Raw genomic sequence first — 23,514 nt, 5'->3', positions numbered from 1 at the left:
CCCACAGATGCATTACCCGTCGCGGATCCAGGCATGACCGAAGAAGCCGAGCGCTGGAAAGAAAAATACCTTAAAAGCATCGAACAGCAGGAAAAGCTCGAACGCCGCTGGGACGCGCGTCTCGACCTGCTGCGCCGTGGCCTGGTGCGCAGTACCCTGGCGGCCGAAGGCAGCGACAAGGTCGTCGACCAGTGCATGAAGGAAATGCGCGAGGTCATCCGCAGCGACAACATGGACGCCGGCCTTGCCGGGTTGATTCCGCGTCTGGAAAAGGCGGTGCTGGACTCCGAGCAGCGCCGGGAAACCCGCATGAATCAGGTCAGTGATGCCCTGAACGCGCTGGTTACCCAGCTGCAAGCTTTGCCACTGCCCGGTGAAGTTGCCCGGCCACTGAAAAAGCTGGCGAAGAAGCTCGATGGCGGGGTCGCCCAGTCACGCGAGTTACCGCCACTGCTGGGTGAACTCAGTGGCCTGCAAGGGCGTGCCCTTTCGTCGCTGAGCAAGCCGGATGACGAGGCCCGGCCGGGCTTCTTGCAGCGCCTGTTCGGTAACCGAGACAACGAGCCTCAGGCAGAGGCTGGTCAGTCTGCACAAGCTGCGCCTGAAATCGCGCCGGCCGAAGCCCAACCGCAGCCGGACGGGCCTGTACTGGTCGACTTGCCGCCGCGTGATGCGGACGAGCTGCAACCTCTGGCTGCCGCCGCGCCTGCCCCGGAGCCTGAGGAGGCTGCCCTTGTCGCCCAGCCGGAGCAGCTTGTAGAGCCTCACGGCGTTGAACAACCGGTAGTGGCCCAGCCTGAAGCTGAGCCGCAGGCCGATCATGCGCCCGAGGTGCAGGAACAGCCTGAGCCCCCGGCAGCCGCGGTGCCTGCGCCGCTCGAAGAAATCTTCGGTGAGGACGGCCCCTATTCCCTTCCCGATGCGGTGGAACCCCCTTACAGCCAGGTCGCTGCGCACATCGAGCAGACGCTGATCGGCCTGCTGGATGACCTCAGCCTCCCCGAGCGCCACAAGGCTCAGGCCCTGGTAATGCGCGAGCGGGTAGCACGCGGGCTGAACTGGTATGAACTGATCCCGGTCCTCGATGACCTGGCCGTGCTCATGCTGGCGATCACCGACAGCGGCCAGCACGAATTCGAAACCTACCTGCAGCAGCTCAATGAGCGCCTCGACAGCTTCCAGAGCCACCTGCACGAAGCCAGCGCCGGCCATGCCGACAACAGTTCCGCCGCGCGCGAACTCGACAGCCAGCTGCGTGAACAGGTCGATGGCTTGCAAAGCAGCGTGCAGGGCGCAGTGGATGTGGACAGCCTCAAGCACATCCTGGAAAACCGCCTGGAAACACTGCTGGGCACCATGGACGAGCACCAGCATGAACGTGACCGCCGTGAGCAGGAACTTGCCGGGCGCCTGCAGGGCCTGGCCGAGCGGGTGGCGAGCATGGAGCAGGAAGCGCTTGGCTATCGCGAACACCTGGAAGAACAACGGCAGAAGGCGCTGATCGATCCACTGACCGGCTTGCCCAACCGTGCAGCCTGGACCGAGCAGGTCGAGCGCGAAATGCTCGACTGGCAGGAAAGCGGCGGTCACCTGGCCATGGCAATCCTCGACCTGGACCACTTCAAGCGCATCAACGACAGTTACGGCCACCTGGCCGGCGACAAGGTGCTGAAGATCGTTGCCGACCAATTGCGCAAACGCCTGCGCCCACGTGATTTCATTGCCCGGTTCGGTGGCGAAGAGTTCGTGCTGTTGCTGCCGCAGACCTCGCCCGCCGCCGCTGTTCAAGTGGCCGAAGCGCTGCGCGCGGCGATCGAGGCCTGCCCGTTCCATTTCAAGGGTGAGCGCGTGGTCATCACCACATCCATCGGTTTGAGCGCCTTCCGTTCCGGCGAACGTGGCGACCAGGTGCTCAAGCGCGCCGATACCGCGTTGTACCGGGCCAAGGATCTAGGCCGTAACCGCGTGGAACAAAGCTGAACGGGTGGCACGCCCGCGCATACGTTATGCTATTGCGTTACTGCCTGATTAGCTTGGCTTCCCACATGAAAGCGTTTATTTCCGCATTGCTGATGCTCGTACTCGCCGGTTGCTCGACCGGCCTGCGCATCGACCGCAGCCACCCTTCCGCCAACCAGGACAACCGTATCCAGTTCGTCGTCCTGCACTACACCAACGCCTCGCTGGAGCGTTCGCTGGCATTGCTGACCCATGGCGAGGTCAGCGCCCATTACCTGATCGGCGACGGCCCAGGCACGGTCTACCAGCTGGTCGACGAAAACCGCCGCGCCTGGCATGCCGGTGACAGCCAGTGGCAGGGGCGCACCTGGCTGAATTCCAGCTCCATCGGCATCGAGATCGTCAACCCGGGGTTCGATGACACTGCCAATGGCCGCGTCTGGTACCCCTACAGCGAGGCGCAGATCCAGTCGTTGATCGCCTTGCTCAAGGACATCGTCAAGCGCAACAACATCGAGCCGCGTCACATCATCGGTCACAGCGATATTGCCCCATCGCGCAAGCTCGACCCAGGCCCGTTGTTCCCCTGGAAGCGCCTGGCAGATGCAGGCCTCGGCGTCTGGCCTGAGCCCAATGCCGTGGCCCGCCAGCAGGCTTATTTCAACGTCAATCCACCGACCATCGGCTGGTACCAGCAGGAGCTGGCGCGCTTCGGCTATGCCATCGAGCAGACCGGGCAGCTGGATGTCACCACGCAGCATGTGATCGCCGCCTTCCAGATGCACTTCCGCCCGCAGCGTTTCGACGGCATGCCGGACGCGCAGACCGCAGCCATGCTTTCGGTGCTCAATCGCATGCGCTAAGGCGAATTGCATTCGGGCGCCAAACGGCAGAGCCGATTCTCACTCCAGTTGCTATACCTTGTTAATCAACTGGATGCTGCCCATGTCTGCCCTGATTTCTGCGTTGCGCCAATTTTTTTACCGCCCCTGGATGCTGGCCTCCCTGGCAGCGTTGGCCAGCGCCGCAGTATTGCTGACCGCCAGCATCGGTATCGCGCTGCAGCAGATGAAGGAAAGCGAGAGCGCGCAGATGAACGCCCAGGGCGAGCGCTTTCTCGAACGCCTGGAGCAGGTGTTCGGCCAACTGCGCGAGGGCGTCGACGAACTGCAGGCGCAGTCGCTGCGCGGCTGCAGCCCGGCGATGATTTCGGTGTTGCAGCAGGTCGGCTTGGGCTCGCGCTTCATTTATGAAGCAGCTTATGTGGATGCCAATGTCGCTTGCTCCAACCGGGGCGGGGCAAGGGCATTCGTGCCAACGCGCGCGCCGGATATTCAGGGCCCGACCTACAGCTACTGGCTCAATACCACCACTGAACCCAACGAAAACCTCGCTGCCTTGATGCTGGCGCGGGGTAATTTCCTGGTTTCCACTTCACGCGGGCACCTGACCGACGTGGTCGACCTGCCACCAGGCGGCAGCTTGCTGGTGGTGCTGGACAACGGCACCCGTGCAATCCCTGTGCTGGGCCCGCCCCAGGCCTGGCCGCCGACCAGTGGCTGGCCACCGCCCAGCCAGAAGTCTTTGTTCGAGCTGCGCGATCGGCTGGTCTATCGCATGCCGACCAAGTCGCCGGACTACCAACTGGTGCTGATTGCACCGCGGGCCAGCCTGCCGTTACGCATGAACGGCATGCTCTGGCTGCTGTTCCCTGGCAGTGTGCTGGCGGCCTGCTGCATCGGCTGGCTGGTGCTGCAGCTGATCCTGCAGCGGCGCTCGATGAGTTCCGAACTGCAAAATGCCCTGCGCCGGGGTGAGCTGCAGGTGCTGTATCAGCCGATCATCGAGCTCGACAGCCGTCGCTGTGTCGGTGCCGAGGCCTTGGTGCGCTGGCGTCGTCCGGACGGCTCGTTGACCAGCCCGGACTTGTTCATTCCACTGGCGGAAAACACCGGGCAGATCCGCCAGATCACCGACTTCGTGCTGCAACGCGTGTTGGAGCAGCTGGGCCAGTTGCTGCGCTCGCATCGCAATCTTTATATCTCGGTGAACCTGGCGGCCTGCGATGTGATGGTACCGCGCATTGGCCGGGTGGCAGCGCGGCTGCTGGCGTTGCACCGCGTCGCGGCCAGCCAGATTGCCTTTGAAGTCACCGAGCGCGGGCTGATCGACGTGGTGGTAGCGCGGGATAACTTGCAGGCCCTGCGTGCGGTCGGGCATCAGGTGCTGATCGACGATTTTGGCACGGGCTATTGCAGCCTGGCCTACCTGCAGACCTTGCCGGTGGACTGCCTGAAGATCGACAAGGCGTTCATCGATGCCCTGGGGCACGACGCCGCCAGCAGCGGTGTGGCGCCGCACATCATTCGCATGGCCCATGACCTGCATCTGCGGGTGATTGCCGAGGGCATCGAGTGTGAGGCGCAGGCAGTGCTGCTCAACAGCGAGGGGGTAAATTACGGGCAGGGCTGGCTGTTTGCCCATCCGCTCAATGCCCGGCAGTTCGCCGAGCTGGTGACCCGCGGCCGGCAGCCACGGCGGGCGCGGATCGATGATGAGCCCTGAGCGCTGGCAAGGTCAGACTGGCAAGGCCATATAGAATTGAGTGCCCTGGCCTGGTCGGGAAAACACCCCCATGCGCCCGCCATGCAACTGCACGATCTCCTTGCACAGTGCCAGCCCCAACCCGGCGCCGCCTTTCTTGCGCCCGACCTGTACGAACGGTTCGAAGATCCTCCCCTGTTGCCCGTAGGCAATGCCTTCTCCATTGTCCTCGACACTGATGATCACCCGCTCCGCGTGGCGCCGGGCAAGCAGGCGGATGCGCCCACCATTGGCGGTATGGCGGATGGCGTTGTGCAGCAGGTTGTCCAGCACCCGGTCGAGTTGCGCCACGTCGGCCTGAATGCGCGGCAGCGGAGGCTCCAGGGCTTTGATCAGCTCGATCTGCTTGTTGGCGGCCTGGTCGCTGAAGCGTGCTTGCGCCCTGTCGAGCAGTTCGTCGATGGCGCATGGGGCAAGCTCGAGCTTCTGCAAGCCGCTCTGGTAGCGCGAGAAGTTGAGCAGGTCGTTGATCAGCTGGGTCAGGCGCTGCATTTCCTCGCCGATGGTCTCCAGCAGATCGCTCTCGCGAGCCTCGGGCGGGAATTTCAACCGCTCGCGCAGCAGGCCAAATGCCATGTGCATGCCGGTGACCGGGGTGCGCAATTCATGGGAAGCACGTAGCACGAACTCACTGCGCACGCGCTCGAAAGCGCGTTGCTCGGTGACATCGTGCAACACCATCACCGCACCCAGAATCGGCCCTTGCGGATGGCTGACCGGGGTAAGGCTGTAGGTCAGCAGGCGGGTTTCTTCGTCGACCTCGATGCTCAGGTCTTCCGGTGGCCGATCCAGGCTGCCGCCACGCAATACCTGGCGCAGCTGTTGTTCCAGCTCCGGGCGCTGCAGGGCGTCGGCCAGGCCGCTGCCGACCCGGCTGTCGCTCCAGCCCAGCTGCCGCTGGGCGACCGGGTTGAGGTGTTCGAGATGCCCTTGGCGGTCGATGATCAGCAAGCCATCGTCGATGCTGTCGAGCACGGCCTGCAGCCGCTGCTGGCCGGCCAACAGTTCATCGACATTGGTTGCCTGGTGCTTGCGCAGGGCATCGGCCATCAGCCCGAAGCGGCGGGTCAGCTGGTTGAGCTCGATGGCCTGGGTGACCGGCAAGGTGATGTCGAAATCCCCTTGGCCTAGCTGGTCGGCAGCCTTGGCCAGCGCTTCGATCGGCTGGCCGAAGCGGCGGGCGATGTTGTGCGCGGTGACGAAACCGAGCACCACCACTACCAGGCCCATCAGGCCGAGTACCCCGCTGACCAGCAAGGCGCGGTCACGGGTGTGCTCTTCGCTGCGGGTGATGTAGTCGAGGGCTTGCTTGTGCGAATCGATCAGGTCGGTGCGCACCTGGTTGAATGCCGCGCCCAGTGGCTGCTCTACACCCATGCTGCGGGCCGGTGCCGGGCTGTCGCGGTAAGCCTGCAGGAAGGCTTGGTAGTTGCTGCTGGCCTTGCTGAAACCGGTGCGTTCGCCGCCTAGCGCCAGCCCTTGGTTGAGCAGCTCCTGGAAATTGTCCTGCAGGGGGCGCAGGCTGTCCGGTGCGGTGTCCTCGTCCAGCAGCAGTGTCAATTGCTCGCCGAGGTTCTGCCGCAGTTTCAAGCCCACTTCCAGCGCATGGGTGGTTTCGCGCACCGACTGTTGCTGCACCGTGGCCATCTGCAGCACGCTCACCAACCCCAGCAACAAGCCCAGCAGGGCCACGGTCACCAGGGCCGAGATGCTGAGGAAGAGCCGCGTGCGCAGCTTCATCGGCAGCTTCACAGGTTGTACTGCTTGCGTTTGCGGTAGAGCGTGGAGGCGTCGATGCCGAGGGTCTTGGCAGCCTGGTCGAGGGTGTCGCTGGCAGCCAGCACTGCGCCGATGTGCGCGCGCTCCAGCTCATCCAGGCTCATGGCTGCGCCTACCCGAGGCGCATTGCCTGCCGGTTGTTCGCCCATCCCCAGGTGGATGATCTCCACGCGTTCCTGAGGGCAGATGATGCTGGCGCGTTCAATCACGTTGCGCAGTTCGCGGATATTGCCCGGCCAACGGTAGTTGAGCAGCGCGCTGCGCGCCTCGTCGCTGAAACCACGGGCCGGACGGGAGTATTCCTTGACGAAGCGGGCCAGGAAGCGGTCGGCCAGGGTCAGGATGTCCTCGCTGCGCTCGCGCAGCGGCGGCAGGTGCAGGGTAATGACGTTGAGGCGGTACAGCAGGTCTTCGCGGAAACGGTTCTCGCGCACCATGTCGTCAAGGTTGAGGTTGGTCGCTGCGAGGATGCGCACGTCGGCGCGGCGGGTGACCGGGTCGCCCACCCGCTCGTATTCCTTGTCCTGGATGAAGCGCAGCAGCTTGGGCTGCAAGGTCAGGGGGAAATCGCCGATTTCATCGAGGAACAGCGTGCCGCCGTCCGCCTGGTTGACGCGACCCAGGGTGCTTTCGCTGGCGCCGGTAAACGCCCCGCGGGTATGGCCGAACAATTCGCTTTCCATCAGTTCGGCATTCAGCGACGGGCAGTTGATGGTCACGCAGGCCTTGCGTGCTCGCTTGCTCCAGCCGTGGATGGCGCGGGCCAGTTCGCCCTTGCCGGTGCCCGACTCGCCGAGAATGAGGATGTTGGCATCGGTGCTGGCCACCTGGCGGGCGGTTTCCAGCACGGCCATCATCGCCGGGCTGTGCGAGTCGAGGCCGTCCTTGGGTTTGCGCACTTCGCCTTCGAGGGCCTCCAGGCGCGCCGAGAGTTGACGGACTTCCAGCTGCTTGGCGGTGGCCAGGCGCAACTGATCGGGGCTGCAGGGCTTGACCAGGTAATCGGCGGCGCCGGCCTGGATGGCATCGACTGCGGTGTCGATCGCTGAATGCGCGGTGACGATCACCACCCGCATCCACGGCGCCTGAATGCGCATCTGCGCCAGCACATCCAGGCCGTTGTCCTCGCCCAGGCGCAGGTCGAGGAAGCACAGGTCGAACACCTGGCGCTGCAGCAAGGCGTCAGCCTGTGCGGCGCTGTTGGCCGTGGCCACGCTGTATCCCTCGTCTTCCAGGCAGTAGCGGAAGGTGCGCAGGATCGCGGACTCGTCATCCACCAGCAGAATGCGGCCTTGGTTGTCCTGGGCTGGTTCCATTTCCTGCGCTCCTTCGGGTAGATCTTCAATTAGTGTGGGAAAAATCGGGCAAGTTGCACGGTCAATTGTGAAGGAATCTGTCCTTTGCATGCTAGCCAATGGCCAAACCGTGCCGTGACGCCGGATATCTCGATGATTTTCTTAGAGCAGCGCGCTGGCACATTGGTTGCGATGATTTTCTGCTTTTGCCAACTTAAAGGAGGTACACCCGTGTCCCCTACCATCCGAATGGCCGTGTTGGCGGCCACCCTGCTGTCCGTTTGCACACCTGCGTCCGCCGACCCTGTTCAGGACGCTCGCCTGGAGGGTTCGCTGCAAACTGCGCTGGCCCTCAACCGGATGCTCAACCCGTTTCGCATCAAGGCCGAGGTCGATGGCCCGCGGGCTCGCCTGTCCGGTGAAGTCGAGAATAGCGTCGAGCGCGAGTTGGCCGCGCAGGTGGCCTTGGCCACACGGGGTATCGAGCAGGTCGACAACCAGTTGCGGGTCAACCCTGAACTGGTCGAGCGCCCGCTGGAGCTGCGCGCCTACGCCCAGCGGCTGGAGGATGTGACCTTGGCGGCGGTGATCCGCGCGCGCTTGCTGTGGAGCCGGACCACGGAGAAAGCCCCGATCGAAGTGCAAAGCAGCGATGGCGTGGTGACCCTGCGTGGCAAGGTCGACACTGCCGAGGCCAAGGAACTGGCGGGCGTGGTGGCGCGCACCACCGCCGGCGTACACCTGGTCAACAACCTGGTCAGCCTGGATACCGCCGCAATGGCCAAGGCCAGGGAGAACCCTGCGGGCGCTGCGAGCGGGCCGCAGCCAAGCGATAGCTGGGTGGTCGACAAGATTCAGACCAGCTTGCGCTTCAGCCGCAATCTGGACGGCCTGAATATCAAGGTGGCCAGCGAACAAGGCATGGTCCGGCTGACCGGTGAGGTGGTCAGCAGCGAGCAGAAGACCATCGCCGTGGCTATCGCCCGGCAGATCATCGGGGTGCGGGGTGTCGACGCTGATCTGCTCAAAGTGGCGACCAAGGTCGAGGGTTGAATCGTGCAATTCGCACGACGCCAGCAGGGGCATCGTGCAGGATACGTCCTCAATGGCATTGTACGATAATCATAACTAATTGATTTTAAAGGATTTTAATTGATTAGATGGGCTGGCATGCAGGCTGCAATTACTTGTTCAGGTTTGAACAGAAAAATTACAGTAGGAGAAGCCGGCATGAACCGCCCATCCGTCAAACGCTCGCTGAATGTCGCACTCCCCGTGCGCCAGTTCCTGTTCCTCGGGATGGCATTGCTGCTGACTTTGGCCGCCGGCCTCTTCTATTACAGCTGGCAGACCGCGCGCCTGGCTGATCAGGTGGCAGCGCAAACCGCGCTGCTGACGCAGATTCAGGCAAGCCGCGCCAACACCCTGGTAAAAGCCGCCGAACCTGCCGGGCAGCGGCCTGCCGCCAATACTTCACCGGCCACTGTGGATAACGTCGCGCCCCAGCAGCGCTGGGTGTTCTGAGACGCTGGCCGGACCGATTTCAAAAAAAGAAAGGAGAAGCATCATGCTTAGCTGGGCTATCACTTTCCTCATCATCGCCATTGTCGCCGCTGTGCTTGGCTTCGGTGGTATCGCTGGCGCCGCTACGGGTATCGCGAAGATCCTGTTTATTGTCTTCCTGGTCCTGTTCGTAGCCTCCTTCTTCTTTGGACGTGGACGAGGTTGAAGATGAGCAGGAAGCTATGCGCAGCCCTGGCTGCTGCTGCCTGGCTGTCGGGCGGTAGTGCAACGGTGCTGGCGGCCAACGATGGCCAGGTCCGGGTCGAGCAGTTGCTCGGCTCGGACCCCGAATACCGGGAAACCTGGCAAGACACGATCAAAGGCGAGGAACGCTTGCCCGATTGGGTGATCAACCTGAGTGGCAGCGGCCAGGAGCAGATGTCTGCGGTGACCGAAGACGGCGACAAGTATCTGGTCGGCCCGCTGTGCGAGTCGCCGCAGAACTGCACCTACAAGCGCCTGATCGTGGCGTTCAGCTGGGACAAGGACGATGCCTACGGAATGCTTGTGGAAGTGCCCGAAGGCTTGCCGAGTGACAAGTCGCCCACCCGCCATGCGCAGTACCGCTGGCTGGGTAAACCGGACGACGGCATGAAGGCTATGTTGCAGGAGCAACTCAAGCGCGATCCGAAGTGGTACTGACCAGCGGTCGCGCGCTGTCATGCAATAGAAGCGGAACCTTTCTATCTTTCTCGCTTCTATGATGCGCCGCCCCGAGGAGGGGTAGCGCATGACCAGGGGGCCGGGCTGTTCTGATTGTTGCAGGATCGGAGTGGCCTAGGGGTACAGGGAGTACCTCCAGCATTGGGCCGGGTCAGGAAAAGGCAGAATCGGAAGCTTCAGGCCGGGGGTGTCTGACAAACACCGCAACCGGGCCTGGCTTCCGAGGCGCCATGTCCCCTTTTGCTGATTCCTTTCAGGTTTTGACCTACAAGACACATTTTGTCTTGACCGTACATCCATTTTTTTTCGTCCGATACGGTGGTCGCGCAAGTGGCATTTCGGCCATTCGGTTTGTCGAACAAGCCGTTTTTATCCCCGCCAACACACCGCCAAAACTGCCGAATTATGGCGGTTTGGTCTTGTTCGGATTTCCGAACGTTATAAATCAATGACTTACGTGTGCTGGGATTTGACTCGTTTTGTTATGCCGAATCTGCATGGGGTATGCGTTTCCGGCATTAGATTTCGGCCTTCCCCATCGCAATAGTTGCCGCCTTTTTCGCTGGCCCGAGCGCCCTGTCGCTCGCTCGCGGTGTCCTTACACGAGGTCCCCGGACGGAAGCCAAAAGCTCACCGTGACGTTGCCAACGGCTCTGTTACGCGCTTTTCCGGTCGGTACCCGTGACCACTACAACAAAGGGTAAAGACATGAAGAAGGCAAAACTGAGCCTCGCCTGGCAGATCGTCATCGGTCTGCTCCTGGGCGTTGCTGTCGGCGCGCTGCTGAACCACTTCAGCGCGGAAAAGGCCTGGTGGATCAGTAACGTCCTCCAGCCTGCCGGTGACATCTTCATTCGCCTGATCAAGATGATCGTCGTCCCGATCGTGATTTCGTCGCTGATCGTGGGCATCGCCGGGGTTGGCGATGCGAAGAAACTGGGCAGCATCGGCCTGAAGACCATCCTCTACTTCGAGGTGGTGACCACCATCGCCATCGTAGTCGGCCTGGTGTTGGCCAACCTGTTCCACCCAGGCGCCGGCATCGACATGAGCACCCTGGGTACCGTCGACATCTCCAAGTACCAGGCCACCGCGGCCGAGGTGCAGCATGAGCACGCGTTTATCGAGACCCTGCTCAACCTGATTCCGTCGAACATCTTCGCAGCGCTGATGCGTGGCGAAATGCTGCCGATCATCTTCTTCTCGGTGATGTTCGGCCTTGGCCTGTCGAGCCTGCAGGCCGACCTGCGCGAGCCGCTGGTACGTACCTTCCAGGCCGTGTCGGAGACCATGTTCAAGGTCACCCACATGATCATGAACTACGCCCCGATCGGCGTGTTCGCCCTGATTGCCGTGACCGTTGCCAACTTCGGCTTCAGCTCGCTGCTGCCGCTGGCCAAGCTGGTAGTGCTGGTGTACTTCGCCATCGCCTTCTTCGCCTTCATGGTGCTGGGCCTGGTGGCGCGCCTGTTCGGCTTCTCGGTGATCAAGATCATGCGCATCATGAAAGATGAGCTGATCCTCGCCTACTCCACCTCCAGCTCCGAAACCGTGCTGCCGCGCGTGATCGAGAAGATGGAGAAGTACGGTGCGCCGAAGTCGATCTGCTCGTTCGTGGTACCGACCGGCTACTCGTTCAACCTCGACGGTTCGACCTTGTACCAGAGCATCGCGGCCATCTTCATCGCCCAGCTGTACGGCATCGACCTGTCCTGGAGCCAGCAGCTGCTGCTGGTGCTGACCCTGATGGTCACCTCCAAGGGCATCGCCGGTGTACCGGGCGTTTCCTTCGTGGTGCTGCTGGCGACCCTGGGCAGCGTAGGCATCCCGCTGGAGGGCCTGGCCTTCATCGCCGGTGTCGACCGCATCATGGACATGGCGCGTACCGCCCTGAACGTGATCGGCAACGCCTTGGCAGCCCTGGTGATCGCCCGTTGGGAAGGCATGTACGACGCCGCCAAGGGCGAGCAGTACTACGCCTCGCTGATGGCGGACAAACAGCAGGCTGCGGTTATTGGCGAAGCGGCCAAGCGCTGAGCCTGACCTGCTGAACCACAAAGCCCCGACTTGTCGGGGCTTTTTGTTGGCTGTGAGTTTACCGCGGTCTGCAGGGGATCTCGGTCGCCAGTGATAGGCCCCGATACGCTATCATTCGGGCAATTTTCAGGGGGAACACACGGATGCTCAACGGCCTTTGGCTCGGCTTTTTCCTGGTGGCGGCCGTCTCCGCCCTGGCCCAATGGCTGGTCGGTGGCAATGCCGGCATCTTCGCCGCAATGGTCGAGAGCATCTTCGCCATGGCCAAGCTGTCGGTGGAGGTCATGGTCCTGCTGTTCGGCACCCTGACCCTGTGGCTGGGCTTCCTCAAGATCGCTGAAAAGGCCGGCATCGTCGAATGGCTGGCCAAAGTACTCGGGCCGCTGTTCGCCCGCCTGATGCCGGAAGTGCCGCCTGGCCACCCGGCGCTGGGCCTGATCACCATGAACTTCGCCGCCAACGGCCTGGGTCTGGATAACGCCGCCACGCCGATCGGCCTCAAGGCCATGCGCGCGCTGCAGGAGCTCAACCCCAGCAGTACCACGGCGAGCAACGCGCAGATCCTGTTCCTGGTGCTCAACGCCTCGTCGCTGACCCTGCTGCCGGTGACCATCTTCATGTACCGCGCCCAGCAAGGCGCCACCGACCCAACCCTGGTGTTCCTGCCGATCCTGCTGGCGACCAGTGCCTCGACCCTGGTCGGCCTGCTGTCGGTGGCGGTGATGCAGCGTCTGCGCCTGTGGGACCCGGTGGTGCTCGCCTACCTGATCCCCGGTGCGCTGCTGCTGGGCGGCTTCATGGCCTTCCTGGGCACCCTGTCGGCGGCAGCGCTGGCCAGCCTGTCGTCAATCCTTGGCAACCTGACCTTGTTCGGGGTGATCACCCTGTTCCTGGTGATTGGCGCACTGAAGCGGGTGCAGGTGTACGAAACCTTCGTCGAGGGCGCCAAGGAAGGTTTCGACGTGGCCAAGAGCCTGTTGCCCTACCTGGTAGCCATGCTGGTCGCCGTGGGAGTGCTGCGGGCGTCGGGCGCACTCGAGCTGGCCTTGGACGGCATTCGCCACGCGGTCAACTGGATGGGCCTGGATACCCGCTTTGTCGAGGGCCTGCCGACGGCGCTGGTCAAGCCGTTCTCCGGCAGCGCGGCGCGGGCCATGCTGATCGAGACCATGCAGACCCACGGCGTCGATAGCTTCCCGGCCTTGGTGGCAGCGACCATTCAAGGCAGCACCGAAACCACCTTCTACGTGGTGGCGGTGTATTTCGGCGCAGTCGGTATCCAGCGTGTGCGCCACGCCGTCGGCTGTGCCCTGCTGGCCGAGCTGGCCGGTGTGATCGCAGCCATCTGCGTCTGCTACTGGTTCTTCGCCTGAGCCTGATTCTGGGCCTGGCCGCTTTGCGCTACGGTCCAGTTCACCACCAGCCCGGCCAGTTGATCGCTGGCCGCGCCAAAGCCGGCGACTACGGCTGACACCTGGGTATCAGCCAGGGGCTGGCGCACTTCGAAGCGCTTGCTGCTGAGGATGCGCTGGCTGCGCCCTTGCACCAGGCGTGCGTCGTAACGGATCACCACTTCCACCTTGCCCCCCGGCTGATACTCGCTCTGGAACGCCTGCAGCTCACCGCTGAGCTCGTAGTCGGCCTGCAGGTTGCTGTCGTCAGCGCTCAGCCGCTGCACCCGGCCGTCGCGCTGGAAACCATCGAGCAGGCGGTTGCGCACCAGCAGCGGCACCGGGTCGCTCCAGCGGGCGCCCTTGTAGCTGCTGATCACATCGCCTTGAGGCAGCACGGCGATGCGTGGCCCGGCCAGCACTTCGCTGGCCAGCGGCTTGTTCAGGCGCAGCGACCAGTCCACCGGGCTGGCGCTGTGGCTGGCCTGGTTGACCGGCAGGCGGTAGATATCCACCGGCTCGCTCTGCGGCAGGATCGAGCAGGCGCTGGCCAGGCTCAGGGTGGCTGCGAGGGCCAGCAGGCGCAGCGATGGGGTCATGGCTGGAACTCCTTGTTGTTGTCACGGCCAAGCAGGTAGCCGCTCGGGTCGGCCTCCAGGCGCCGGGAAATACCCTTGAGCGAGTTGAGGGTTTCGCGCAGCTCGCGGATGGCCGGGCTCAGCTGGTTGAGCCCTTGGGCGCCGTCGTCGATGGACTGGCGGTTGTCCTGCAGCAGGCTGTTGAGGGTCGCGGCGCTTTCGGCCAGCGACTGCATGGCCTGCTCGGCGCTGCCGATGGCTTGCTTGCCTTGGCTACCGAGCAGGCCGTTGGCGTTGCGCATCAGTGCCTGGGTTTCGGCCAGGGTGGCATTGGCCTGTTTGCCGACCTGGGCCAGCTGGGCGATCGCCTCGCTGATGCCGCCGTTCTGGTTGGCGAAGGCGCCCGTGGTCTGGTCGAGGTTGGCCAGAGTGTTGCTCAGGTGCTCGATGTTGCTGTCCGAGAACATCTGCGTGGCGTTGTGCAGCAGCATGTTGATGTTGGTCACCAGGTCACTGCTGTCGTTGAGCAGGCGGGAGATCGGTGACGGCGAGGCGACGATCACCGGCAGCTTGCCGTCCTTGCCCTTGAGCTCCGGGCTGTGTGGCGTGCCGCCGCTGAGCTGGATGAACGAGTTGCCGGTGACCCCGGCCAGGGTCAGCTTGGCCTGGGTGTCTTCCTTGACCGGGGTGTCACCGCTCAGGCGCACCCGGGCCAGCACCCGGCGCGGGTCTTTCGGGTCCAGGCGCAGGCTGGTGACATCGCCGACCTTGATGCCGTTGTATTGCACCGGGCTGCCACGGGACAGGCCCGAGACCGCTTCGTTGAAGATCACTTCGTAGTCCTTGAAGGCATCGTCGACACTGGACTTGGTCAGCCACAGGCCGAACAGCATGGCGCCGGCCACCACCAGGACGGTGACCAGGCCAATCAGGACGTGATGAGCTCGGGTTTCCATTGTTCAGCGCTCCTGCCTGGCACTGGCGGCGGCGTGTTCGGCCGCGCGCCCGCGTGGGCCGTGAAAGTATTCGTGGATCCAGGGGTCGTTGGTCTGCTCGACCTCGGCCAGGGGGCCGGCAACCAGCACCTTCTTCTGTGACAACACGGCGATGCGATCGGTGATGGTGTAGAGGGTGTCGAGATCGTGGGTGATCAGGAACACGCTCAGGCCCAGGGCATCGCGCAGGGTCAGGATCAGCTGGTCGAAGGCGGCGGCGCCGATCGGGTCGAGGCCGGCGGTGGGTTCGTCGAGGAACAGGATGTCCGGGTCCAGCGCCAGGGCGCGAGCCAGGGCTGCGCGCTTGATCATGCCGCCGGAGAGCGACGCGGGGTATTTGTCGGCAGCGGAGATCGGCAGGCCCGCCAGGGCCAGCTTGACCCCGGCCAGGTGCTCGGCATCGGCGCGCGACAAGCCTGCGTGCTCGATCAGCGGCAGGGCGACGTTTTCGGTGACAGTCAGCGACGAGAACAGCGCGCCTTTCTGGAACAGCACGCCAAAGCGGCGCTCGACCAGTGAGCGCTGTTCCTCGCGCAAACCGGCCAAGTCTTCGCCGAATACCTTGACCTGCCCTTCGTTGGGGCGTCGCAGGCCGATGATGCTGCGCAGCAGCACCGACTTGCCGCTGCCCGACCCGCCGACCACTGCGAGGATTTCGCCACGGTACAGGTCGAGGTCGAGGTCCTTGTGCACCACCTGGCTGCCGAAGCGATTGCAGATGCCCCGTGCCTCGATCACCGCTTCCCGGCCACTCACCAGCCCATCTCCATGCAGAACAGCGCCGCCACCGCATCCAGCACGATGACCACGAAAATCGATTGGACCACGCTGGAGGTGGTGTGAGCGCCGACCGATTCGGCGCTGCCGCTGACTTTGAAGCCTTCGAGGCAGCCGATGGCGGCGATCAGGAAGGCGAAGATCGGTGCCTTGGCCAGCCCGACCAGGAAGTGCTGCACGCCGATGTCGGATTGCAGCAGCGACAGGAACATGGCCGGCGAGATGCCCAGTGACAGGGCGCAAACCACCGCACCGCCGACGATGCCGCAGATCATCGCGACGAAGGTCAGCAACGGCAGCGAGATCAGCAGTGCCAGTACCCGCGGCACCACCAGCAGCTCTATGGGGTTGAGGCCCAGGGTGCGGATGGCGTCGACCTCTTCATTGGCCTTCATCGAACCGATCTGCGCGGTGAAGGCACTGGCGGTGCGCCCGGCCATGAGGATGGCGGTCAGCAGCACGGCAAATTCGCGCAGGAACGAGAAGGCCACCAGGTCGACGGTGAAGACGGTTGCACCGAAGTCGGCCAGCACCGTGGCGCCGAGGAAGGCCACCACGGCGCCGACCAGGAAGGTCAGCAGGGCGACGATGGGGGCAGCGTCCAGCCCGGTCTGCTCGATGTGCGCAATCACCGGGGTGACGCGCCAACGGTGTGGCTGCAGCAGGCGACGCAGCAGGGTGTCGATGATCAGGCCGAGGAAGCCGAGCAGCTGCAGGGTGTCCTGCCACAGCTTACCGACCGCGCAACCGATACGCTCCAGCAGCACCAGCAGCACGTTGCGCTCGGGCTGCTTGATCGGGATGCAGTAGTCCTGCACCGAGCAGTAGACATTCTTGAGCAAGGCGCGGCTGGCTTCGGGCAGGTCGTTGGTGCAGTGCGAGAGGCGCTCGGAGCCCAGCAGTTCGGCCAGCAGCGAGGCGCCGGCGGTGTCCAGGCGGCCCAGCTGGCTGAGGTCGGCAAGGGTGTCCGCGCCATACTGCGTGCGCAGGCGCTCGCTGTCGCGCTTGAGGCTGGCGTAGTGGGCCAGGGTCCAGTCACCGGCGATCCGCAGGCAGGCCGGCTGGCAGCTGGTGTCCAGGGTGGCGCTGGGGGTGGTCATAGGCTCCATGCATCCGGCTGGGCTAGAGGCTGATCATAGCGCAGCGGACATGGAGCGGTTTGTTGAATATGTGCTGTCCTGCATCCGTGTTACGGCGCAGGTGCGTCGTCCACCACCTTGAAGCGCAGCACGCCGATCACCTGGCCATCCTCGGTCAGCACGCGGACCTGCCACTTGCCCACCGGGTTGGGCGGAAAGTTCTGCTTGTGGGTCCAGGCACGGTAGCCCTCCTTGCGCCCGCCATGGATATCCAGGGCAATGCGATCGACCTCCTGGCCGTCCTTCTGCCACACATGGTAAATGCGCTCATCCAGGCCCCGCGGTGCGTTGATCGCGGTGTAGGCGTAAAGGCCGTTGCTGCGGATGCGGCTGGCGACAATTTCTTCCAGCGATTCGCCGGGTTGGCGATTGAGTACTTCGGTGCTGACCGCTACGTCCGTCATCCACAGCGTTGCGGGTGGCACCCACGAACGCAGCAACCAGCCACTAGCGCCTACAGCCAGGGTAACCAGTACCAGTGCCACGCCGCGGCGCCAGGTATTGACCGGGAAGCTGCTGAGCAGGCTTGGGAACGACAGCGCCATGGCGGCAATCAACGCCAGCTTGTAACTCTGTGCGGTGGTCAGGTGCAGGATGATCGGCAGCGCGGTGAGCAGCGCGGCGAACAGCGTCAGGGTGTGCAGCGCGAGGAACAGCCAGCGCCGGGGTGCCAGCCACTTGTAGTAGAGCGGGTCGATGATCGAGATGAGCCCGGCGGCGCCTAACAGGCCGGTGAATACCAGCTGGCCGCTGTTCCAGGTGGTGGTGATGAAGAAGAACGGCAGGACGAAGAACAGGCTTTCCTGGTGGATCATCTGCGTCGCGTAGCGCAGCAGTGGCTGCGGGATTTCGCGGTTGAAGGTGCGCGCGAACAGGCCGGTCAGGGTGTTTTCCAGCATCAGCCAGACCCAGCTGACCAGCATGAGGATGGCGATCCAGCTGGCCAGGCTGGCCTGGCGGTCGACCAGGATGAAACTGCCGATACCGGAAAGGAAGCCACCGAGTGCGATCACGCCGGGGTAGCGTTTGAGCAGCTCGATGACGCGCTGGACGAAGTGGGGTATTGGGGGCATGGGTCTACGACAAGAATGTGAAGTGGTTGTGCCGGCCTGCGAAAGGGCCGGTACTGGCAAAAGGATACCGCCGATTCACTGCTGCCGTGTAGCACCACTCGGTCGTTCCGGCTTGTGCCGCCGCCAGCGCAGCAGCCCCAGCGCCAGTATCAGCCCCACCAGCAAGGCAACCAGGCCATAAAGCTCGTCATACCCCAGGAACGGCTTTTCGATCCGCAGGTAGCCCTGATCCTTGAGCAACTCCTTCAAGGCCGCGTTGGCCTCTTCCAGCGTTACCTGGCGCAATTGGCGGGCCGGGTCGGCAAAGCGGCCGTTGTTGTAATCGTTCAGCGCCCCCCAGTAATAATCGGCCAGCGCACTGTTGCCCTGGGTGCTCCAGCTTTCCTTGGCCACGGCAGCATCCTTGATGCGGGCGAAGGTATCCGGGTCGAGGCCTTCCTTGCGCAAATGATCGAACAGCTGCTGCATGACCTTCACGGCCTGGTTGATATCATCGCGCTCAAGGTCGGCATTGAGGCTGAGCATGCCACTGTCGCCAAAGCTCTCGCGTTGTACGGACGGCCCATACGACAGGCCGTTGCGCAGGCGCAGCTGGTCGTATACGGCCCAGTCGAGGTAGCGCGACAGCAGGTCAAGGGTCTGCTGATGGTCACTGTCCAGCACCGGTTCGATGAACAGCCAGTGCAATTTGACGCTATCGCCCAGCAGGCCATGGGTCAGGTCGCGGCGCTGCTCGGCCTGTTTGCTGATGCTTTCGAGGGTGCGCCGCTCTTCCGGCTCGGTGGCAGGCAGTTCGCCGAAGGTGCGCTCCAGATAGGCCGGCAGCAGGCGATCCAGGCCGCCGACGACGATCAGGCTCATGTTGTTGGCGGCGTACCAGTGGTCACGCAGGGTTTTCACCTGCTCCAGGGTCATGTCCGCGACGTTGGAGCGTTCGGGGCATTTCAGGCCCAGCTCGGTGGCCAGCTGGTCGCTGGCCGGGTGGCCGATGTCCTGGCGGTCGAGCCAGCGCTGCAAGTGGCCATAGTGGCCGCCATCCTCGCGTTCGATGATGTGCTTGGCCGTGGCCAGGGCCTTGGCGTCGATGCGGGTGTCGCGGATGATCGCCAGTAACAGGTCGAGCACCTTGCGCTGGTTGCGCGCTGGCGCCTCGATGACGAAGGTGGTGTCGGCGCTGCTGGTGTAGGCGTTCCACTCGCCACCCAGGCTCTGCAAGCGTTCTTCCAGGCCGCCTTCGCCGGTCTCGTCGATGCCAGTGAACAGCAGGTGTTCGAGCAGGTGCGGCAGCTCTTTCTGCTCGCAGTCGAAGTCATCCAGGCCCACCCCCACCACCAGGCGGATCGCCACATGGTCACGCTCGTAACCGGACTTCAGGATCACCTGCAGGCCATTGGGCAACAGGTAACCCTCGACCCGCGAGCGATCGAGGGCAAATGAGGGCAGGCTGCAGATCAGCAGGCAAACGAACATCAGGCAACGCATGGGCGAGCGACGGTCTCCAGGTGTGCGAGATCAGGACAGGTGGGCATCTTCCGGGACGCTGTCGAGCAGCAGCCCGCCAGTGTCCGAGCCACCCAGTACCACATAGGCACTGCTGCAGAACAAAGAGTTCAACCGCTTCATGTCGGCGATCAGCTCCAAGTGTAGCGAACTCGTCTCGATACTTTGCACTACCTTACGCTGCAAACGGCTGACATGGGCATGCGCCAGGCGCCGTTCCTGGGCGCGGAAGCGGCGTTTTTCACGCAGTAGCAGGCGCGCGCTTTCCGGGTCGGCGCTGAGGAATACCGACAGGCCCAGACGCAGGTTGGCCAGCAATTGCTCCTGTAGCCCGGTGAGTTCTTCCAGGCCGACCTGGGAAAACTCCCGGCGCTGGCTGGTTTTCTGCTGCTGCACCTTGCGCAGCATGCGCTCGATCAGGTCGCAGGCCATCTTCAGGTTGATCGCCAGTTCGATGATTTCGGCCCAGCGCCGGTTGTCCTGGTCGCTGAGGTCTTCCCGTGGCATCTGCGCGAGGTACAGCTTGATCGCGCTGTACAGCGCTTCGGCATCCTCGCTCAAGGCCCGCACCTGCTGGGGTATGGCAGTGTGGGTGCCGCGCAGGGCGCCGAGCATGGCCTCCAGCAGGCTGTCGACGATGTCGCCCAGGCGCAGGGTTTCCCGCGCGGCATTGGCCAGGGCCAGGCTGGGCGTGGTCAGCGCCGAGGCATCGAGATGACGCGGGCGTATCTGGCCATTGCTGGCCTCGCGTTCGGGCAGCAACGCATTGCACAGGCGGCCCATGGGTTTGACCGTCGGCAGCATGATCAGGCAGCGCAGGGTGTTGTAGAGCAGGTGGAAGCCGATCACCAGCTCCTGCGGGCTGAAGCTCAGGCTGTCCATCCACTCTACCAGTGGGTGCAGCACAGGGATGATCAGCACCAGGCCAATCAGCTTGTACAGCAGGCTGCCCAGGGCCACACGGCGACCTGCGGCGTTCTGCATGCTGGTGCTGATGAAGGCCAGCAGGCCGCTGCCGATGTTGGCGCCTACCACCAGGCCGATGGCCACCGGCAGGCTGATCACTTCGGCGCCGGCCAGGGTGGCGGTGAGCAGCACGGCAGCCAGGCTGGAATACGAAACCATGGCGAACAGCGCGCCGACCAGGGCGTCGAGCATGATGTCGCCGGTCAAGGACGCGAACAGCACCTTCACGCCTTGTGCGTGGGTGATCGGCGCTGCCGCCTGCACGATCAGCTGCAGGGCCAGGATGATCAGGCCCAGGCCGATGCCCACGCGGCCCAACTGGCCGGCACGGGTCTGCTTGCGCGAGAGGAAGAAGATCACCCCGAGGAACACCAGCAGCGGCGACAGCCACGACAGGTCGAAGGTCAGTACCCGGGCCATCAGCGCGGTACCCACGTCGGCACCGAGCATGATCGCCAGCGCCGGGGTCATGGCCATCAGGCCCTGGCCGACGAAGGAGGTGACCAGCATGGCGGTGGCGTTGCTGCTCTGCACCACGGCAGTGACCACGATGCCGGCAATGAATGCCAGCGGCCGGCGGTTCATGTTCTGGCTGAGTACACGGCGCAGGTTGGAGCCGAACACCCTGAGGATGCCGGTACGGACGATATGCGTGCCCCACACCAGCAAGGCCACGGCGGAGAGCAGGTCAAGCAGGGTCAGCATGGTCGAGCCCCCCTTTGTTCTCGGGCTCCAGCAGTGGAGCCAAAATATGTGAAGCCGTAAGCCTGGCCCGGGGGTGGGTGTTTTGATCCAGTGCTTACTCAAGCTTTAGTTGTTTTGCGGACCTCGCGCCAGCTTGGCACGCTCTGCAAGCATTTGAAATGTTTGTGTCATGAAAGCTTGCACATGAAAAAGGGCCCCGGAGGGCCCTTTTTGCTGCGCGTCCTGATCTTATTGACCCGGAATGTCCTTACGCAGTTTCACCGGCTCATGTTCCTTGCCTTGCTTGCGAGCCATGGCGGTGCGCATGCGGATGTTGATCGCCTCCACGGCCAGCGAGAAGGCCATGGCAAAGTAGACGTAGCCCTTTGGCACGTGCACGTCGAAAGATTCGGCGATCAGCACGGTACCGACGACGATCAGGAACGAAAGTGCGAGCATTTTCAGCGACGGGTGTTTGTCGATGAAGTCGCTGATGGCGCCGGCGCAGGCCATCATCACCAGCACCGCGACGACGATGGCAGCAATCATCACTGGCACGTGCGAGACCATGCCGACGGCGGTGATCACCGAGTCCAGCGAGAACACGATGTCGATGATGGCGATCTGGATGATGGTGTACAGGAACTTGCCGCCAGCGCCCTTGGGTTCGTCGGCGCTCTCTTCCTCGCCTTCCAGGCCGTGATAGATCTCTTGCGAGCTTTTCCACAGCAGGAACAGGCCGCCGCAGAACAGAATCAGGTCACGACCGGAAATGCCCTGGCCGAATACCACGAACAGATCGGCGGTCAGGCGCATGACCCAGGTGATCGACAGCAGCAGCATGATGCGGGTGACCATGGCCAGGGCCAGGCCGAAGATCCGGGTGCGCGGCTGCATGTGCTTGGGCATGCGGCTGACCAGGATCGAGATCATGATGATGTTGTCGATCCCGAGCACGATCTCAAGCGCTGTGAGGGTAAAAAAGGCAACCCAGATTTCCGGGCTGGTCAGCCATTCCATGTGTATTCCTTCAAACGATAAAGGCGATGCACCCCTTCAGGGGCGCATCGCATTGGGTGATGCGTGTTAATTAAAGACTACTGAACAGCGGGAAAATGCCCATCAGCAGCGCGGCGAACATTATGCATAGGCATACCAGCACTGCCCACTTGAGCGTGAAGCGCTGGTGATCACCGAACTCGATACCGGCCAGGGCCACCAGCAGGTAGGTCGAAGGCACCAGTGGGCTGAGCAGGTGAACCGGCTGCCCGACAATCGAGGCACGGGCCATTTCCACTGGGCTGATGCCGTAATGGCTGGCCGCTTCCGACAGTACCGGCAGCACACCGTAGTAGAAGGCGTCGTTGGACATGAAGAAGGTGAACGGCATGCTCACGATCGCAGTGATCACCGCCAGGTACGGGCCCAGTGCTTCAGGGATGACCGCCAGCAGGCTCTTGGACATGGCCTCGACCATGCCGGTACCGGACAGGATACCGGTGAAGATGCCCGCGGCGAAGATCAGACCGGTCACGGCCAGCACACTGCCGGCGTGAGCGGCGATGCGGTCTTTCTGTTGCTGCAGGCACGGGTAGTTGACGATCATGGCGATGCTGAAGGCGATCATGAACAGTACCGGCAGCGGCAGCAGGCCAGCGATCAGCGCGACCATCAGGCCGGCGGTCAGGGCACCGTTGAAGTAGATCAGCTTGGGGCGACGCGCTTCCGGGAACTGCGACACGCTGATTTCGCTGTGGTCGATGTCGTCCGTCGGCAGGTGCAGTTCACCCAGGCGGGCACGTTCGCGCTTGCCGTACAGGTAGGCGATGGCGAGGATCGCCAGCACACCGAAGGCCATGGCCGGGATCATCGGCACGAAGATGTCCGACGGGTCTACATGCAGGGCGCTGGCAGCGCGGGCGGTCGGGCCACCCCATGGCGTCATGTTCATCACCCCGCCGGCGAGGATGATCAGGCCGGCCATGATCCGCGGGCTCATGCCCAGGCGGCTGTACATCGGCAGCATGGCGGCGCAACAGATCATGTAGGTGGTGGCGCCGTCACCGTCGAGTGAGACCACCAGGGCCAGCACCGCCGTGCCGACCGAGACTTTCAGCGGGTCACCCTTGACCAGCTTGAGGATCTTGCGCACGGCCGGGTCGAACAGGCCGGAGTCGATCATCAGGGCGAAATAGAGAATGGCGAACATCAGCATCACGCCGGTGGGCGCAAGCTTGCTGATGCCTTCGAGCATCATCGGGCCGATCTTGGCGGAAAAACCGCCGAACAGGGCGAACAGGATCGGTACCAGGATCAGCGCGATCAAGGCCGACAGGCGCTTGGTCATGATCAGGTACATGAAGGTGATGACCATGGCAAAGCCGAGGAAGGTCAGCATGGCAATACTCCAGGCGTGGCGCGGCGAAAGGAATGGCTATTCGGGCGGATCAGCGCGTTTGGCGCTGCACGGGGAGCATGCGGAGGGGGGCTACATAAAGGCGTGCGGAAAGG

Annotated in this window: 20 protein-coding genes; 9 read left to right on the top strand and 11 right to left on the bottom strand. The window is 63.4% G+C overall.

The genetic code is table 11. From position 1 onward, the window contains the following. Positions 1-33 precede the first annotated feature (33 nt). From F6X59_RS23630 to F6X59_RS23620, 3 genes are all read left to right on the top strand, one after another. Positions 34-1,980, top strand: a complete 1,947-nt coding sequence (locus tag F6X59_RS23630) for a GGDEF domain-containing protein (protein WP_152958416.1) — start codon at positions 34-36, stop codon at positions 1,978-1,980. Between the two features lie 65 nt (positions 1,981-2,045). Further along, positions 2,046-2,822 carry an N-acetylmuramoyl-L-alanine amidase gene (locus tag F6X59_RS23625; protein ID WP_218572259.1) on the top strand — a complete coding sequence of 259 codons (777 nt, stop codon included), beginning with the start codon at positions 2,046-2,048 and terminating at the stop codon, positions 2,820-2,822. Between the two features lie 82 nt (positions 2,823-2,904). Further along, the gene (locus tag F6X59_RS23620) at positions 2,905-4,524 is read left to right on the top strand and encodes an EAL domain-containing protein (RefSeq protein ID WP_152958414.1); all 1,620 of its coding nucleotides are present in this window, start codon (positions 2,905-2,907) and stop codon (positions 4,522-4,524) included. A gap of 12 nt (positions 4,525-4,536) precedes the next feature. On the opposite strand, the gene F6X59_RS23615 is transcribed toward F6X59_RS23620, so the two are convergent. Together F6X59_RS23615 and algB are read right to left on the bottom strand one after the other, a co-directional pair. Further along, positions 4,537-6,303, bottom strand: coding sequence for a KinB sensor domain-containing domain (locus F6X59_RS23615; protein ID WP_152958413.1), 1,767 nt, complete (start codon positions 6,301-6,303; stop codon positions 4,537-4,539). An 8-nt stretch (positions 6,304-6,311) separates the two neighbouring features. After that, positions 6,312-7,658 carry a sigma-54-dependent response regulator transcription factor AlgB gene (algB, locus tag F6X59_RS23610; RefSeq protein ID WP_152958412.1) on the bottom strand — a complete coding sequence of 449 codons (1,347 nt, stop codon included), beginning with the start codon at positions 7,656-7,658 and terminating at the stop codon, positions 6,312-6,314. 228 nt (positions 7,659-7,886) lie between these two features. On the opposite strand from algB, the gene F6X59_RS23605 reads away from it, so the two are divergent. The 6 genes from F6X59_RS23605 to F6X59_RS23580 all read left to right on the top strand — a co-directional run bounded on the left by F6X59_RS23605 (position 7,887) and on the right by F6X59_RS23580 (position 13,273). Continuing rightward, positions 7,887-8,690 carry a BON domain-containing protein gene (locus F6X59_RS23605; protein ID WP_256669406.1) on the top strand — a complete coding sequence of 268 codons (804 nt, stop codon included), beginning with the start codon at positions 7,887-7,889 and terminating at the stop codon, positions 8,688-8,690. A gap of 177 nt (positions 8,691-8,867) precedes the next feature. Further along, complete coding sequence (locus F6X59_RS23600; RefSeq protein WP_152958411.1) at positions 8,868-9,161, top strand: hypothetical protein; 294 nt, start codon at positions 8,868-8,870, stop codon at positions 9,159-9,161. A 43-nt stretch (positions 9,162-9,204) separates the two neighbouring features. Continuing rightward, positions 9,205-9,366: a DUF1328 domain-containing protein gene (locus F6X59_RS23595; RefSeq protein WP_003252966.1), complete on the top strand. Its 162-nt coding sequence runs from the start codon at positions 9,205-9,207 to the stop codon at positions 9,364-9,366. Between the two features lie 2 nt (positions 9,367-9,368). Next, complete coding sequence (locus F6X59_RS23590; protein ID WP_152958410.1) at positions 9,369-9,842, top strand: inhibitor of vertebrate lysozyme family protein; 474 nt, start codon at positions 9,369-9,371, stop codon at positions 9,840-9,842. Positions 9,843-10,571: 729 nt separating this feature from the next. Then, positions 10,572-11,900 carry a glutamate/aspartate:proton symporter GltP gene (gltP, locus tag F6X59_RS23585; protein ID WP_152958409.1) on the top strand — a complete coding sequence of 443 codons (1,329 nt, stop codon included), beginning with the start codon at positions 10,572-10,574 and terminating at the stop codon, positions 11,898-11,900. Between the two features lie 143 nt (positions 11,901-12,043). Further along, positions 12,044-13,273, top strand: coding sequence for a nucleoside recognition domain-containing protein (locus F6X59_RS23580; protein ID WP_152958408.1), 1,230 nt, complete (start codon positions 12,044-12,046; stop codon positions 13,271-13,273). Here the strand turns inward: F6X59_RS23580 and F6X59_RS23575 are convergent. From F6X59_RS23575 to F6X59_RS23535, 9 genes are all read right to left on the bottom strand, one after another. Next, positions 13,255-13,890, bottom strand: coding sequence for an ABC-type transport auxiliary lipoprotein family protein (locus F6X59_RS23575; RefSeq protein ID WP_152958407.1), 636 nt, complete (start codon positions 13,888-13,890; stop codon positions 13,255-13,257). The genes F6X59_RS23580 and F6X59_RS23575 overlap by 19 nt on opposite strands. After that, on the bottom strand, positions 13,887-14,825 hold the full coding sequence (locus tag F6X59_RS23570) for an MlaD family protein (protein WP_152958406.1): 939 nt from the start codon (positions 14,823-14,825) through the stop codon (positions 13,887-13,889). Before F6X59_RS23570 ends, F6X59_RS23575 begins: the two co-directional genes overlap by 4 nt. A gap of 3 nt (positions 14,826-14,828) precedes the next feature. Then, a complete protein-coding gene (locus F6X59_RS23565; protein ID WP_346652425.1) occupies positions 14,829-15,620 on the bottom strand; it encodes an ATP-binding cassette domain-containing protein in 792 nt (263 codons plus the stop codon). Further along, on the bottom strand, positions 15,617-16,750 hold the full coding sequence (locus tag F6X59_RS23560; protein WP_152958405.1) for an ABC transporter permease: 1,134 nt from the start codon (positions 16,748-16,750) through the stop codon (positions 15,617-15,619). Before F6X59_RS23560 ends, F6X59_RS23565 begins: the two co-directional genes overlap by 4 nt. 80 nt (positions 16,751-16,830) lie before the next feature. Further along, on the bottom strand, positions 16,831-17,853 hold the full coding sequence (locus F6X59_RS23555) for a DUF5924 family protein (protein ID WP_152958404.1): 1,023 nt from the start codon (positions 17,851-17,853) through the stop codon (positions 16,831-16,833). Positions 17,854-17,928: 75 nt separating this feature from the next. Continuing rightward, positions 17,929-19,335 carry a pitrilysin family protein gene (locus F6X59_RS23550; RefSeq protein ID WP_152958403.1) on the bottom strand — a complete coding sequence of 469 codons (1,407 nt, stop codon included), beginning with the start codon at positions 19,333-19,335 and terminating at the stop codon, positions 17,929-17,931. A gap of 30 nt (positions 19,336-19,365) precedes the next feature. After that, positions 19,366-21,024, bottom strand: coding sequence for a Na/Pi cotransporter family protein (locus F6X59_RS23545; protein WP_152958402.1), 1,659 nt, complete (start codon positions 21,022-21,024; stop codon positions 19,366-19,368). Between the two features lie 228 nt (positions 21,025-21,252). Beyond that, a complete protein-coding gene (locus tag F6X59_RS23540; protein ID WP_085676644.1) occupies positions 21,253-22,023 on the bottom strand; it encodes a TerC family protein in 771 nt (256 codons plus the stop codon). 70 nt (positions 22,024-22,093) lie between these two features. After that, positions 22,094-23,401 carry a CitMHS family transporter gene (locus F6X59_RS23535; RefSeq protein ID WP_152958401.1) on the bottom strand — a complete coding sequence of 436 codons (1,308 nt, stop codon included), beginning with the start codon at positions 23,399-23,401 and terminating at the stop codon, positions 22,094-22,096. Positions 23,402-23,514 lie beyond the last annotated feature (113 nt).

This window comes from Pseudomonas sp. MN1F, assembly GCF_009391885.1.
Classification (GTDB): domain Bacteria; phylum Pseudomonadota; class Gammaproteobacteria; order Pseudomonadales; family Pseudomonadaceae; genus Aquipseudomonas.
The sequence above is the reverse complement of the archived record's forward strand: the minus strand, read 5'-3'. Positions and strand labels throughout refer to the sequence as shown.

Coding starts and splice junctions, on each gene's coding strand:
- F6X59_RS23560 (WP_152958405.1), bottom strand. CDS start 16,750: ATGGAGCCTATGACCACCCCCAGCGCCACCCTGGACACCAGCTGCCAG.
- F6X59_RS23580 (WP_152958408.1), top strand. CDS start 12,044: ATGCTCAACGGCCTTTGGCTCGGCTTTTTCCTGGTGGCGGCCGTCTCC.
- F6X59_RS23620 (WP_152958414.1), top strand. CDS start 2,905: ATGTCTGCCCTGATTTCTGCGTTGCGCCAATTTTTTTACCGCCCCTGG.
- F6X59_RS23590 (WP_152958410.1), top strand. CDS start 9,369: ATGAGCAGGAAGCTATGCGCAGCCCTGGCTGCTGCTGCCTGGCTGTCG.
- F6X59_RS23550 (WP_152958403.1), bottom strand. CDS start 19,335: ATGCGTTGCCTGATGTTCGTTTGCCTGCTGATCTGCAGCCTGCCCTCA.
- algB (WP_152958412.1), bottom strand. CDS start 7,658: ATGGAACCAGCCCAGGACAACCAAGGCCGCATTCTGCTGGTGGATGAC.
- F6X59_RS23595 (WP_003252966.1), top strand. CDS start 9,205: ATGCTTAGCTGGGCTATCACTTTCCTCATCATCGCCATTGTCGCCGCT.
- F6X59_RS23555 (WP_152958404.1), bottom strand. CDS start 17,853: ATGCCCCCAATACCCCACTTCGTCCAGCGCGTCATCGAGCTGCTCAAA.
- F6X59_RS23615 (WP_152958413.1), bottom strand. CDS start 6,303: ATGAAGCTGCGCACGCGGCTCTTCCTCAGCATCTCGGCCCTGGTGACC.
- F6X59_RS23600 (WP_152958411.1), top strand. CDS start 8,868: ATGAACCGCCCATCCGTCAAACGCTCGCTGAATGTCGCACTCCCCGTG.
- F6X59_RS23545 (WP_152958402.1), bottom strand. CDS start 21,024: ATGCTGACCCTGCTTGACCTGCTCTCCGCCGTGGCCTTGCTGGTGTGG.
- F6X59_RS23625 (WP_218572259.1), top strand. CDS start 2,046: ATGAAAGCGTTTATTTCCGCATTGCTGATGCTCGTACTCGCCGGTTGC.
- gltP (WP_152958409.1), top strand. CDS start 10,572: ATGAAGAAGGCAAAACTGAGCCTCGCCTGGCAGATCGTCATCGGTCTG.
- F6X59_RS23605 (WP_256669406.1), top strand. CDS start 7,887: ATGGCCGTGTTGGCGGCCACCCTGCTGTCCGTTTGCACACCTGCGTCC.
- F6X59_RS23630 (WP_152958416.1), top strand. CDS start 34: ATGACCGAAGAAGCCGAGCGCTGGAAAGAAAAATACCTTAAAAGCATC.
- F6X59_RS23570 (WP_152958406.1), bottom strand. CDS start 14,825: ATGGAAACCCGAGCTCATCACGTCCTGATTGGCCTGGTCACCGTCCTG.
- F6X59_RS23540 (WP_085676644.1), bottom strand. CDS start 22,023: ATGGAATGGCTGACCAGCCCGGAAATCTGGGTTGCCTTTTTTACCCTC.
- F6X59_RS23535 (WP_152958401.1), bottom strand. CDS start 23,401: ATGCTGACCTTCCTCGGCTTTGCCATGGTCATCACCTTCATGTACCTG.
- F6X59_RS23575 (WP_152958407.1), bottom strand. CDS start 13,890: ATGACCCCATCGCTGCGCCTGCTGGCCCTCGCAGCCACCCTGAGCCTG.